Below are 13608 nucleotides of genomic sequence, written 5' to 3' on the forward strand. Positions count from 1 at the left end.
GTATTATATCATGTTGAGGTGAATGATTTCTGTATCATTATAGGCGAAATTAAACTAGCAGGGAACTATTTTGCCCTAATTTTCCCTTTTATTTGATAAAATAATAGAATAATATGGAAACATACATAAAAAGATAGGGGAATTTGATTATGGAAGAGATACATATTGGAATGCTGCTTTTTTTAATTATTGCTGGATTTACTGCGGCATTTATTGATTCAGTTGTTGGAGGTGGTGGATTAATTTCATTGCCAGCTCTATTATTTACTGGTTTACCGCCGCAAATGGCATTAGGAACAAATAAATTGGCTTCTGCAATGGGTTCGTTGACGAGCTCTATTTCATTTCTTCGCCATGGGAAAATTAATAAAGCATTAATGGCAAAATTATTGCCTTTATCTATTATTGGTTCAGCGATAGGAGTATATGTAGTACAAAAAATTCCTTCTGACAAGCTGAAGCCATTGATTTTAATCATTTTAATTATCGTAACCATTTATACGTTAACAAAAAAAGAGTGGGGCTTAACTTCTACATTTAAAGGGATGACCAAAAAAAAGGCTATATTTGCTGTTGGAATTGTTGCATTAATTGGATTTTATGATGGTTTTCTTGGAGGAGGTACTGGTTCTTTTTTTCTGTTTGCTTTTTTGTTAATGGGTTTTGATTTTATTGAATCTGCTGGAAATGCCAAGGTATTGAATTTTGGAAGTAATATTACAGCGTTGATCGTATTTATGTATTATGATTCGATTTATTATCAGTATGGAATACCGATGGGAATTGCAATGGTTGCTGGTGCTTTAATTGGGTCAAGGGTAGCAATTAAAAAGGGTTCTTCTTATGTGAAGGTATTGTTTGTGCTTGTATCTGTTGTGTTGATTGGTAAAAATATTTATGATCACTTTTTTTCTTAGGCTATTATTTGTTTAGGAAGTGTAGGGTTGACTCGTTTTAAATCCTGCAGGAGTCTTCGTGTTTAGGAAAAAGGTGCTCTCGATAAGTCCGCAGTCAGAATACACTTCGCTTTCCATGGGCAGGGCGGCGAGCCTCATCGGAGCTTTGCTTCTTTGATGTCTCTTCTTTCCCGCGAATCCCATAGGAATCTTCGTATATTCTGACTGCTCTTTGCTTATAAATGAAAGAAACCTGCTTCTTTTCATGTGCTATGGTGCGGGTCTTATTAGCATAGATACCTACCTTGAAAAAAGGCTTGCTCTCTCAATTAGTCCGCAGTGTGCATACACTTTGCTTTCCTGAGGAAGATTGATGAGCTTTCTTATTGCAATGCTGTTGTCCTGATGATTAATGTAAATTCCTTTGAGGGAAAACGGTGCTTCTTTGTTGGCGATAATCTTCTTTTGCAAATTTTCCTTTTAAACTTTCTATTAAGTATAATCCCATTAAATCATATAGTTCTTGTTCGTTTAATTCTTGAATGATATGTAATAAATCTTCTCTTGTCATTTCTTCTAAAAAAGCAAATGCAAGCATATCAATATCTTCTTCATCCCCGGTTAATTTATTTTTATATAAATTATAAAGTTCATCCACTAATTTCATTTTTATAACCTCCAGCAGGAAATGTATCCTGAATAATTAGCTGTTTTTGTAATCGTTTTAATTATTGTATCATGTGAACATTAAATAAAACATTGTACGATGAAAAGATTTCTATTTATTATACCCTTTTTTTCTTTATTGGTTACATACCCTTTGGATTGAAATATATTCCATTTTATTTCCTTTTGTTTTAATTTTAACAGTTTACGTACGAGAAATCTTATAGAAAAAAAGATGGAATCGTGTGAAAATAGAACAAATAATAGTTACGTCCAAATTTCTTGATAAAAGAATAACCGATAGAAGAATGTGAGGAACTACATGGATACATTTTATGATTTTTATGGTTCAAAGGTGCGTTTTTCATTTCAAAAAGAAGAATTCTCCACAAGCGCTGAACATGTTCTGGTCATTTGCTTTATGGAAGGGAAATGGTTATTAACCCAGCATAAAAAAAGAGGCTTAGAATTTCCTGGAGGCAAAGTAGAAAGCGGAGAGAGTATAGAAACAGCAGCTAGAAGGGAAGTTTATGAAGAAACAGGAGCAATAATAACAAAAGTGCATTGGGTTGCACAGTACCAAGTACATTTGGAAAATACCTGTTTTCTAAAAGCCGTTTATTTTGCAATGGTCAATCAACTCACAAAAAAAGAGGATTATTTAGAAACGAATGGGCCAATCTTAATAGAAGATTCTATCTTAGAACAAAGGTGTAATGATAGATTTAGCTTTATTATGAAAGATAACGTAATGAAAAAATGTCTTAATAGAATCAAACAGGATTTCTGTTTGCCATAAATAAAGAGTGTTTTGAATTTGGATAGAAGAGGAAAGTAAAAATATAGTTCGTAAAAAAATTATAAACTTCTTAGCTTATTTACAGAGAAGGCACCCACGCAAAAAATGGCATTCCACCTGCGGAAACTTTTTTTTTAGGGTAGCTTAAAAGAAACTATTTTATCTAAAAAAATTGAAAGGAGGTACTATTTTATGAATGGAGAAATTTTAGAAAAAGTAAAATTCCCTTCGCCACATCCTTCCATTGCTTTATTTATTGTTACGTATTATGCAGACGGACTGAAAATAAAAGGGTTACTAGCAGAACCAACAGATGGGAAATCATATGACGGCTTTCTTTACTTAAGAGGAGGAATTAAAAATGTTGGCAAAGTAAGGCCGGGAAGAATCGTTCAATTCGCGACAGAAGGTTTTATTGTATTTGCTCCATTCTATCGTGGCAATCAAGGAGGGGATGGCAATGAAGATTTTGCAGGAGAGGATCGAATAGATGCAATTGCTGCCTTTGATTTATTAACAAAGCATAAACGGGTTAAACAGGTTCATGTTTTTGGGTTTTCAAGAGGTGGTGTAATGGCTCTTCATGTAGGTTTGCATTGTCCTGTCGCTTCAATTGTTACATGGGGTGGAGTCAGTGATATGGTACTTACCTATCAAGAAAGGCAAGATTTGCGAAGAATGATGAAAAGAGTAATTGGTGGGACACCAAACAAATATCCAGAAAGATATCGCGAGCGTACTCCTTTATTTTATTTAGAGAAAATAAGTGCTCCAACATTAATTATTCATGGTATGTTGGACAAGAATGTTTCAATCAAACATAGTTATCAGTTAGAGAAGGGATTATTAAAAGCAGGGAAGGAAGTAGAAACATGGTATTTCCCTGAATATACGCATTATTTTCCGCCTTTTATAAACAGAAAAGTTGTATCAAATTTAAGCGTTTGGATGAAGAAACATACATATTAGGTGATAAAATAAGAACAGCGAGGAGGCTCAAGCGTAGCCCCATGGAAAGCGAAGTGTATTCTGGCTGCGGACTTATTAAGAGTGTACGGAACCATTTTTTCAAAATAGAAGGGAGTAATTTTGATGGGAATGCCTTTAGAATTAAATACGATGATTGTTACAAAGGGAAAGGAACAAAGGGTTAAAGAAAATTTATTTACGTTGCAAAAAGAGGAATATCGTCTATATCCTCTGCATATCCCTTTAGAAGTTAGAAAAACAAAATCTGGTGAAGTAATCGGAACAGCATCAATAGATAAATTAGAGTGGGAAAATGGAAAAACAAAAATTTCCTATCGACTGATAGCATTAAACTCAACGAATTAAAAGAAAATTTAATAAAATGATTGACATGGAATGAATGAGTACGATATTATTTTAATTTGAACGGATACTCTCTTATCCTGAGCTGGTGGAGGGACTGGCCCGATGAAACCCAGCAACCTACTATGTGAAGAAAATAGCCTAAAGCATAAACATTTATTATGTTCATGCGATAGACATTCTCTTAGGAAAGGTGCTAACCTGAAGCAAGGATCCTATTTCCTTGAACGATAAGAGTGAAAGGTGCGAATCGATTTGCTTTGAACCTTTTCACTATGAAAAGGTTTTTTGTATTGCAATCTGATAAACTATCTTTTATAAAATGTATATTTTTGATGTGTGTTTTTAGGAAAGAGAAAGGTGATAGAGCTTTGTCATTTGATGATTTTACAATGTCAATCTCGGATAAAAACAGCATGTTTACTTCATACTATCTAGGGAATGAGTACCGTCTCAAACAGAGGTTTGTAGGGAAGGATTCTCCAAACGAAACGACCTCGCTTTTATTTTTCAATAAATAAGGAGGAAACCAGATGTCAACAAAACGTCGCTTGTTCACTTCTGAATCGGTAACTGAAGGTCATCCTGATAAAATTTGTGACCAAATTTCAGATGCTATTTTAGACGCGATTCTCGCAAAGGATGCGAACGCTCGTGTAGCTGCAGAAACATCTGTTACAACCGGATTAGTTCTGGTTGCAGGAGAAATTACAACATCCACTTATGTAGATATCCCAAAAATCGTACGAGAAACAGTGAAAGAAATTGGCTATACTCGTGCAAAATATGGTTTTGATGCAGAAACTAGTGCAGTTTTAACATCTATTGATGAGCAATCTGCTGATATTGCATTAGGGGTAGATCAGGCTCTAGAAGCACGTGAAGGAAAAATGACGGATGAAGAAATTGAAGCAATTGGTGCAGGTGACCAAGGGTTAATGTTCGGCTTTGCATGTAATGAAACAAAAGAACTAATGCCGCTGCCTATTTCATTAGCACATAAACTATCAAGAAGATTAGCAGAGGTACGCAAAGAAGAAATACTTCCATATCTTCGTCCAGATGGAAAAACACAAGTTACAGTAGAATACGATGAAAATAATCATCCAGTTCGAATTGACACGATTGTAATCAGTACACAGCATCATCCGGAAATTACATTAGAACAAATTCAACGTAATATAAAAGAATATGTTATTAATCCTGTTGTGCCAGCAGAATTAATAGATGAAAATACAAAGTATTTTATTAACCCAACTGGCCGTTTCGTTATTGGTGGTCCTCAAGGTGATGCAGGTCTAACTGGTCGAAAAATTATTGTCGATACATACGGCGGGTATGCACGTCATGGTGGAGGAGCTTTTTCTGGAAAAGATCCAACAAAGGTGGATCGATCTGCAGCATATGCAGCTCGTTATGTGGCGAAAAATATTGTTGCAGCAGGTTTAGCAGATAAAGTAGAAGTACAGCTTGCATATGCTATCGGAGTAGCTCAGCCTGTATCGATTGCAATTGAAGCATTTGGTACAGAAAAAGTTTCAGAAGAAAGACTGGTTGAAGCAGTTCGGGAACATTTTGATTTGCGTCCAGCTGGAATTATTAAAATGCTTGATCTGCGTCGCCCGATTTATCGACAAACGGCTGCTTACGGTCATTTTGGTCGTAATGATCTTGACTTGCCATGGGAGCGTACAGATAAAGCAGATATTCTAAAAAAGCTATTATAGAGAACTAAATAAAAAGAAGGGAGCAAGGTTTGTAAAAGAACATTGTATACCTTCTGAAGAGACTGATTTCAAATTGGAGTCAGTCTTTCTTTTTGTCGAATTATAGGGCTAAGTTAAGTTAATCAATGAAGGAATTCAAGTTAGATTCTCCCCTTTAAAGAACCCCATCTTTGATACAGAAAAATAAAATAATGTAACCCTAATTTTTATTTTTCGTCTAATAGGTATGCTGCTTAATTTATGATACAATAGAAAACTAGATGGTATCATCTATAGTAAAATATTTACACATTGTTTCTACTATTAAGTGAAAATAAGAGTAGAAAAAAGCAATTCTTTTATTGCTTTTTGAGACTTATAGAGTACTTATTCTGACAACCTTAAAAGCCGGGAGTATCCTATAAAAACAACAATAACAAGAGAATGGAGAAGGTGAGCCGTATGTGTGGTTTTGTAGGCTGCGTACATGATAAAGCACAAAACTTTCAAGCTGAGCAAAAAGAACAATTTGCAGAAATGAATCGAATTATTACTCATCGTGGACCTGATGATGAAGGGTATTATTATGATAATCATATTCAATTTGGCTTTAGAAGATTAAGTATTATTGACATTGAAAGTGGGCATCAGCCTTTAACATATGAAAATGAGCGCTATTGGATAATATTTAATGGAGAAGTTTATAACTACTTAGAAATCAGAGAAGAGTTGATAAAAGCTGGTTTAACTTTCCAAACAAATTCAGATACGGAAGTAATTATTGCATTATACAGCCATGAAAAAGAAAAGGCTGTAGAAAAATTACGCGGAATGTTCTCTTTTGTGATTTGGGACAAACAAGAAGAGACTTTATATGGAGCGCGTGATCCATTTGGCATTAAACCTTTCTTTTACATGGAAGATGGAGAGAAAACGTATTTTGCATCAGAAAAGAAAAGCATTTTAATGGCATTAGAAAGCGATGTATTAAACTATGAATCCCTTCAACATTATTTAACTTACCAGTTTGTACCTGAACCTTATACAATGTCAGAAGGAATTAAAAAGTTGGAGCCAGGTCATTATTTCACAAAGAAAATGGGTTCTCCAATGGAAATTAAACGCTACTGGAGAGCTTCCTTCCAACCTGTAAACAAAACAGAAAATGAATTTGCCAAAGAAATCAAAGATGTTTTGTTTGATAGTGTGAAAATGCATATGAGAAGTGATGTACCTGTGGGATCTTTCCTGTCAGGAGGAATTGATTCGTCTATCATTGCTAGTATTGCAAAAGAGTTTCACCCATCAATTAAAACTTTTTCAGTTGGATTTGAGCATAATGGCTTTAGTGAAATAGATGTAGCCAAAGAAACCGCAGATAAATTAGGACTGGAAAATATTAATTATGTTATCTCTCCAGAAGAATATATGAATGAAATTCCAAAAATTATGTGGCATATGGATGATCCATTAGCAGACCCTGCATGTGTACCATTATATTTTGTTGCTAGAGAAGCTCGTAAACATGTAACCGTTGTTCTTTCAGGAGAAGGAGCAGATGAGCTGTTTGGCGGGTATAATATTTACCGTGAGCCACAATCATTGGAAGTGTTTAATAAGATTCCGAGAGTCGGAAAGTCCTTATTGCGTACTATTGCAGGGATGCTTCCAGAAGGCGTAAGGGGTAAGAGCTTTATTGAACGTGGTGTAACGCCGATGGAAGAGCGATATATTGGAAATGCAAAAATGTTTTTAGAAGAAGAGAAGCAGAAGTTATTATCTGTTTATAATAATAATTTACATTATACAAATATCACAAATCCTCTTTATAATGAAAGCAAAGGCTACGATCCTGTTGATAGAATGCAATTTATTGATATTCATACATGGATGCGCGGGGATATATTATTAAAAGCGGATAAAATGACAATGGCACATTCTTTAGAATTGCGTGTACCATTCTTAGATAAAGCTGTATTCGATGTGGCATCTAAAATTCCAACAAGCTTAAAAACGGCAAATGGAACAACCAAATACATTTTGCGTAAAGCGGCAGAATCGTTTGTACCGGAACATGTATTAAATCGTAAAAAATTAGGCTTTCCTGTACCGATTCGTCATTGGTTAAAAGCGGAAATGAACGAATGGGCAAAAACGATTATTAAAGAAAGTGATACAGACCATTTGCTAAATAAAGCAGTTATTTTACAGTTGTTAGAAGATCATTGCCAAGGAAAAGCGGATAATAGCCGTAAAATTTGGACTGTTTTAATGTTTATGGTATGGCATAGTATCTATATTGAAAAAAAATATTCCTTCGAAAAGGAATGTTTAAAAGGGAAAGAAGTCCAAGCTGTTAGGAATTAGTTATAAGTTATTGCTTGGCTTCCCATTTGCACCCATCCTTCAATAAATTGTTGTATGGGTGCCTTTTTATTTTTTTCACCAGTTAGTGGATCATTAAAAAAGACATAGTCATCATTATAGCCTGTTATTAATACAGAGTGTTCAGAATAAGTAACTTGGATAGTACCACTCGGAGTAATCCATGTTCTAAAATTATCATCTGATAATTTGTTAAATGTCGAGGTGGTTACAATCCAAACTGGTCGGTTATCTGCAAGCACCGTTTTTATTTTTTCAAAATCAGAACCAGTCAAATCAACAATAGCATTGGGCAAATATTTTTCTGCTAATTTAGCTATCGGTTTATGATAAACTCCTAGTCCTGGACCTTTAAGAGAATACATATCACCTATAAAGCCATCGTTTGGATTACCGTAATAAATTTTTCCGTTTTTATTTTTATAGGGAGTAGTATCTTTGATGACTTCTTCTGCTAAAGTCATTTTATCCACGTTAATTCCAGCGTATTGAAGAAGCATGGCTAAGCTCGTTACTTCACAACCGCGGGGAAGTTCAGGCAATTGACTAATAATTGGCGCGTCTAGCTGTATGCTTTCCTTTCTGTTTACGGAGACTGTTGTTTTCTTTTCAAGGTTTGTAATGGTTTTCATTACTTGTTCGGTCGCTTTTTTAGCTAAGGCTATTTCCCCTCCATTTCTAAAATGAAGAAGATAAGCTCCAAGTACTCCTGATATAATAATGAGAGTAAAGAAAATAACTCTTATGAAGTTGGTCAAATTTCGTTGTACCCAAAAAAATAAAAGGGATAATACGCCGATTATCGAATATAAAATAATTCCGTTTGTTTCCATATTGCCACCCGTTAATAAGTATAGTTTTTATATCGTACGTTTTTTAAATTATTTTAGTGTATATGATAACTGTTTATTTTCCCCATTCAGTTAAATTAAACTAACCTCCTCATTTTGCTCTTGTATTGATTATTGTGACTAATAATTATAAGGGACTGTTAACTTACTGCTATAATTTATCTGCATTACGGATAGACTAAAAGTGCGTGTTTAAAAAGGATACTCTATACTCCGTTTTGTTAGTATAAGCAGATAGTCTTTATTTTTCCTTAATACGGACTAGATGGTCTAATCACCATCTTAATTAGTGTCTAATATTAAGGTAACATAATTAATGCAATAAAAATGAGTAAATTTAATGTGATATCGTTGATGCTTCTATCCATTTATTTGTCAAAGCAAGAAATCTGCTACATAATAAAGTATATTGGTTTTGGAGTGGGGGGAATTAATTATGTGGAAATGGGAAGCAGAGGGTGAAGCAAAGGCAGTCATTGTTATTGTTCATGGTGCAATGGAGCATCATCGAAGATACGGCTGGCTTATTGAAATGTTTCGATTATCTGGCTTTCATGTTGTGATGGGAGATCTCCCAGGCCAAGGAATGACAACAAGATCCAGCAGAGGACATATTGAATCCTTTGATGAATATACAATAGAGATTAAGGACTGGATTCAAGCAGCATATCAATTTGAATTGCCAGTTTTTTTATTGGGGCATAGTTTAGGAGGATTAGCATCCGTACGTTTGATTCAGCAGGAAAAATTAAAAATTGCCGGGTTAATTTTATCTTCCCCTTGTCTTGGCTTAATCAATTATCCAAATAAACTATTAGGTGTTCTTTCTATACTTTTAAATAAAATAGTTCCTAAACTACGTATGAAGTCTGGTTTAACCATTGATTTAGCAACTAGAAGTGATGCCATTCGGGAAATTGACAGTAACGATACATTATATATAACAAAGGTTTCTGTTAGATGGTATCGAGAATTACTTGCAGCAATTAAGAGTGCATTTACAGATGTAACGAAAACACAAGATCTTCCTTTATTATTGATGCAAGGTGGAGATGACTTAGTAGTAGATAAAAAAATGGTGAAGAGCTGGTTTAATATGGTACCATTATCAGAGAAGAGATATAAAGAATGGCCGAAATGCTATCATGAAATCTTTAACGAACCAGAAAGAGAAGAAATATTTGAGTATGCAAAGGATTTTATTATAAGTAGACTAAAATCTGTTGGATATATTGTATAAGTGAGGTTTTTAATATGTCAGTACCAATTATGCCGCTATCCTTAATGTCAAAAGTTTATTTAAAAGTATTCCCGATTGTCCATAAGGAATTAAAATATTGGACAGAAAGAGCAAATGCTATACCGAATAAAGAGCTTCGGAAACAAGCGTTAGCAAGCATTGAACAAAAGACCTTTCATTGTGAAGGCGGATCTATTATGGCGTTAATAGCAAAAAATAAATACAAAGATGCCATAAAATTTATTGTTGCTTATCAGACAATCAGTGATTATTTAGATAATTTGTGTGACCGAAGCACTTCCCTAGATCCAGAAGATTTTTCTGCCTTGCATGAGTCTATGATGCATGCATTAACATTGGATGCAGCGCCAACTAACTATTATCGATTAAGAGAAGATCAGGATGATGGGGGATATTTATACGATTTAGCCAAAACTTGTCGTGAAGCTCTTGCCACTCTAGATAATTATGTACATATTAAGGATTATTTATTGGAACTTTGCGGATTTTATTGTGATCTGCAAATTCACAAGCATGTTAATGTAGAAGATAGAATTCCAAGATTGCGCTCTTGGTTTGATGATCACAAACATCTTATTCCTGAAATGGAATGGTATGAATTCTCCGCATGTTCAGGATCAACTTTAGGTATATTCTGTTTAATTTCCTACGCTTTTCGAAAGGATTTTGAACCAGCATATGCTTTAACTATTCGGGATGGATATTTTCCGTATATTCAGGGGCTGCATATATTATTGGATTATTTTATTGATCAAGAAGAAGACAGGATAGGCGGAGATTTAAACTTTTGTTTTTATTATAAAGATGAAAAAGAACTTTTTAATCGTCTGAAATATTTTGTCGTGGAAGCAGATAAACATACAAAAACACTGCCGCATCAACAATTTCATAAATTAATAAATAGAGGTTTATTAGGTGTTTATTTATCTGATGAAAAAGTAAGTAAACAGCAGGATATTCGGAAATTGGCAAAAGAAATGATTAAAACATCTGGTCCAATTGGCTACTTTTTTTATTTAAATGGAAGAGCCTACCGCAAATTTCAAAAAATAGTTCCTGCAAGCATTGCAAGAGCCATGATAAAGTAGTAATTGAAAAACTTAATACTGTCTAGTCAAAAAGGTGTTACCCTTTATCATAAAAAAGTACGGATAAAGGAGAATACCTTTTTGACTTATTTTATCTTTTTTCAATAGCGATAATAAATGGCGGATTGTTTACTTGATTCATAAATCGATACTGTAATACATGTGCCGATTGCTGGTCAATTGTTTCTACATAAGATAAGATCTCATCACGCTCTAACTGTCCTTCTGGATGGCCATGATAGATAACTAAAACAATAATGCCTTCAACTGCCATTATGTCTAATAACTGTTCAATCGCTAGAATCGTGGTTTGGGCTGTTGTGACAATGTTTTTGTCTCCGCCAGGCAAATAACCAAGATTAAAAATCGCAGCCGTTATTTTTCCATAATAACTTTCTGGTATAATTGCTTTTATTTGTTCATGCCCATTTAAAGAAAGTACCGCCACATCATTTAACTTATGTTCGGTTAATTTGTTTTCCGTTGCAATAAGTGCCTCTTGCTGAATATCAAAACTAAAAACTTTTCCCGTTTCTCCTACAAGTTTTGCTAAAAATAAAGTGTCATGTCCATTTCCCATCGTCGCATCAACTGCAATATCGCCTGTTGTTACACTTTTTTTCAGTAAACTTCGTGCGAAGGGAAGAATTCTTTCTAACTTCATATGGAAACCTTCTTCGTTGATTTGTAATATTTCCCTTGCCAGCTGTTTCTTCTTTTTAACTCTGCATCAATACTATTTAATACTTCCCATTTATTTACACTCCACATCGGGCCAACCATTAATTCAATTGGTCCATCTCCAGTTATTCGGTGAATAATCATCTCTGGTGGTAAAATTTCTAATTGATCACATACTAATGAAACATATTCTTCAAACGACATAAATTCTAGCATGCCTTTTTCATACTGCTTCACCATAGGTGTTCCTTTTAATAAATGGAGTAAATGGATTTTGATTCCTTGAACATCGAGTTGACTAACTGCATGAGCTGTTTCCATCATCATTTCATTTGTTTCTAAGGGCAGTCCGTTAATAATATGAGAGCATATTCGAATATTATGCTTTCTTAATTTAGCAACCCCTTCTTTATAACAAGAAAAGTCATGGGCACGATTGATGAGATCGCCTGTTTTATCATGGACCGTCTGCAAGCCTAGTTCAACCCATAAATATGTGCGTTTGTTCAGCTCAGCTAAGTATTCCACAACTTCATCTGGAAGACAGTCTGGCCTTGTAGCGATAGAAAGACCAATAACATTCTCTTGATGAAGCACGGTTTCAAACTTTTCGCGAAGTTCCTCAACAGGAGCATGGGTATTGGTATAGGCTTGAAAATAAGCCATGTATTTGCCATCTTTCCATTTTGTATGCATTTTATTTCGTATTTCATGAAATTGCTTTTCTAAACTGTCTACCCGGTTCCCGGCAAAATCACCAGAACCTGCTGCACTGCAGAATGTACAGCCGCCATGAGCAACCGTGCCATCTCTATTTGGGCAATCAAATCCTCCGTCTAATGCAATTTTAAATACTTTATGTCCAAATTCTTTTCGTAAATGATAATTCCAAGTATGATAACGTTTATTATCTGAAGCATATGGGAAAGGGTTAATCTGATTCATATCAGTAACCTCCTTATATGAAGTTAAATTTTTTCCATAAGAAAAATTTTAACATGAGTTACGAACATCTCCAAATAGATTTTAAAAACATCTAAGGTGGATTGTAGATATAGTTAAGAAAAGGAAGTAATAAGAATGCAGAACTGACTAATACTAGGATAGAAGCACTTCGCTTCTATAGGTGATAAAGAGGAGGTCTATACAAATGGCAACTCGACAATCCGTGGATGAGCTTTTGCAAAGATGCAATGAAGTCATAAGTGATGCTCAAGAGCAATATAAAATTGGAAGCATACAGGAGCATTATAATAGCGAGGAATATACAGACGCGCAAATGAAATTGGAGAATGTATTTAACGATTTACATGTTATGGACCACAGTGCCAATCAGCAGCAGAGAGAAGAACTTCATCGAATGAGATTATTAGTTGAAAAAATGCAAAATCAAATGACAACTAAATTGCAATAAGGGGGAAATACAAGAATGAAGAAGCGTTCGAAACAAAATAATCCAGAACAAAAAACTCGTAATGGAATTAATAATCAGGATATTGAGCTTGGTGCGGAGTTTGATTCTGTTAAATTATCGAAAAAGAAATATGAAAAATCTGGAGGGCAGCCACAGAAATCAAAGACTAGAGTGGAGTCGGAATAAAATAGAAGATTTCATTTATTTCTAAATGATGATGTGGTTAAATTTCTTGGTTCTATCGATTGTTCGTTAAATTTTTTTTAATAAGTGGTGGGGGCGGAATTGGGCTCTCACCGCTTTTTTTTAAGCTACTTTGAAAAAAGGCTTTGGCTCTTTCAATTAGTCCGCATCCGGCATACACTTCGCTTTGCTGCGGGCTGCTCCCTGATAAATTTAAGAACCGTGCTTCTTTTCATGTTCAAGCTAAATTGAGGTGGTCAATTAGCTATTCATAGCGTTAAAGTAAGTAAATTCTTTGTTTCCTCCTTGATTTGATTGAAAAATAAGACTTTTTCGTCTACATTAA

At 34.6% G+C, this 13608-nt stretch carries 14 protein-coding genes and 1 riboswitch; of the genes, 10 read left to right on the forward strand and 4 right to left on the reverse strand.

Annotated elements, in window-relative coordinates; genetic code table 11:
- Positions 1 to 149: 149 nt before the first annotated feature.
- Entirely contained in the window at positions 150 to 917 is a 768-nt protein-coding gene (locus tag AC5LWL_RS07165) for a sulfite exporter TauE/SafE family protein (protein ID WP_493433665.1), read from the forward strand.
- Positions 918 to 1305: 388 nt separating this feature from the next.
- Here the strand turns inward: AC5LWL_RS07165 and AC5LWL_RS07170 are convergent, their stop codons facing one another.
- On the reverse strand, positions 1306 to 1563 hold the full coding sequence (locus AC5LWL_RS07170) for a DUF6154 family protein (protein WP_493433666.1): 258 nt from the start codon (positions 1561 to 1563) through the stop codon (positions 1306 to 1308).
- Positions 1564 to 1884: 321 nt separating this feature from the next.
- Between AC5LWL_RS07170 and ytkD the strand changes: the two genes are divergently transcribed.
- The 5 genes from ytkD (at position 1885) to asnB (ending at position 7766) form a co-directional block, all read left to right on the forward strand.
- On the forward strand, positions 1885 to 2361 hold the full coding sequence (gene ytkD, locus AC5LWL_RS07175; protein WP_493433667.1) for an RNA deprotection pyrophosphohydrolase: 477 nt from the start codon (positions 1885 to 1887) through the stop codon (positions 2359 to 2361).
- A 192-nt stretch (positions 2362 to 2553) separates the two neighbouring features.
- Positions 2554 to 3330, forward strand: coding sequence for an alpha/beta hydrolase family protein (locus tag AC5LWL_RS07180; protein WP_493433668.1), 777 nt, complete (start codon positions 2554 to 2556; stop codon positions 3328 to 3330).
- Positions 3331 to 3453: 123 nt separating this feature from the next.
- Complete coding sequence (locus AC5LWL_RS07185; protein WP_493433669.1) at positions 3454 to 3696, forward strand: DUF2584 domain-containing protein; 243 nt, start codon at positions 3454 to 3456, stop codon at positions 3694 to 3696.
- Positions 3697 to 3765: 69 nt separating this feature from the next.
- Positions 3766 to 3930, forward strand: a riboswitch (SAM riboswitch).
- A gap of 296 nt (positions 3931 to 4226) precedes the next feature.
- Complete coding sequence (metK, locus tag AC5LWL_RS07190; RefSeq protein WP_493433670.1) at positions 4227 to 5420, forward strand: methionine adenosyltransferase; 1194 nt, start codon at positions 4227 to 4229, stop codon at positions 5418 to 5420.
- 441 nt (positions 5421 to 5861) lie between these two features.
- The gene (asnB, locus tag AC5LWL_RS07195; RefSeq protein WP_493433671.1) at positions 5862 to 7766 is read left to right on the forward strand and encodes an asparagine synthase (glutamine-hydrolyzing); all 1905 of its coding nucleotides are present in this window, start codon (positions 5862 to 5864) and stop codon (positions 7764 to 7766) included.
- Here the strand turns inward: asnB and AC5LWL_RS07200 are convergent.
- Positions 7763 to 8617 carry a C39 family peptidase gene (locus AC5LWL_RS07200; RefSeq protein WP_493433672.1) on the reverse strand — a complete coding sequence of 285 codons (855 nt, stop codon included), beginning with the start codon at positions 8615 to 8617 and terminating at the stop codon, positions 7763 to 7765. The genes asnB and AC5LWL_RS07200 overlap by 4 nt on opposite strands.
- A 454-nt stretch (positions 8618 to 9071) precedes the next feature.
- Here AC5LWL_RS07200 and AC5LWL_RS07205 point away from each other — a divergent pair, with 454 nt between their 5' ends.
- Together AC5LWL_RS07205 and AC5LWL_RS07210 are read left to right on the forward strand one after the other, a co-directional pair.
- Positions 9072 to 9875 carry an alpha/beta fold hydrolase gene (locus AC5LWL_RS07205; RefSeq protein ID WP_493433673.1) on the forward strand — a complete coding sequence of 268 codons (804 nt, stop codon included), beginning with the start codon at positions 9072 to 9074 and terminating at the stop codon, positions 9873 to 9875.
- Positions 9876 to 9889: 14 nt separating this feature from the next.
- On the forward strand, positions 9890 to 10984 hold the full coding sequence (locus AC5LWL_RS07210; protein WP_493433674.1) for a tetraprenyl-beta-curcumene synthase family protein: 1095 nt from the start codon (positions 9890 to 9892) through the stop codon (positions 10982 to 10984).
- Between the two features lie 91 nt (positions 10985 to 11075).
- Here the strand turns inward: AC5LWL_RS07210 and mnmM are convergent, their stop codons facing one another.
- On the reverse strand, positions 11076 to 11648 hold the full coding sequence (gene mnmM, locus AC5LWL_RS07215; RefSeq protein ID WP_493433675.1) for a tRNA 5-(aminomethyl)-2-thiouridylate-methyltransferase MnmM: 573 nt from the start codon (positions 11646 to 11648) through the stop codon (positions 11076 to 11078).
- Positions 11645 to 12610, reverse strand: coding sequence for a tRNA modification radical SAM protein MnmL/YtqA (mnmL, locus tag AC5LWL_RS07220; protein WP_493433676.1), 966 nt, complete (start codon positions 12608 to 12610; stop codon positions 11645 to 11647). The genes mnmM and mnmL overlap by 4 nt, the downstream gene beginning before the upstream one ends.
- Positions 12611 to 12815: 205 nt before the next feature.
- Between mnmL and AC5LWL_RS07225 the strand changes: the two genes are divergently transcribed.
- Both AC5LWL_RS07225 and AC5LWL_RS07230 read left to right on the forward strand, forming a co-directional pair.
- Positions 12816 to 13079 (forward strand): YtzC family protein, encoded by a 264-nt coding sequence (locus AC5LWL_RS07225; RefSeq protein WP_493433677.1) that lies wholly within the window; start codon positions 12816 to 12818, stop codon positions 13077 to 13079.
- A gap of 15 nt (positions 13080 to 13094) precedes the next feature.
- The gene (locus AC5LWL_RS07230; protein WP_493433678.1) at positions 13095 to 13265 is read left to right on the forward strand and encodes a glycogen biosynthesis protein GlgD; all 171 of its coding nucleotides are present in this window, start codon (positions 13095 to 13097) and stop codon (positions 13263 to 13265) included.
- Positions 13266 to 13608 lie beyond the last annotated feature (343 nt).

This window comes from Niallia sp. WK069_GA_01 (genome assembly GCF_983173855.1).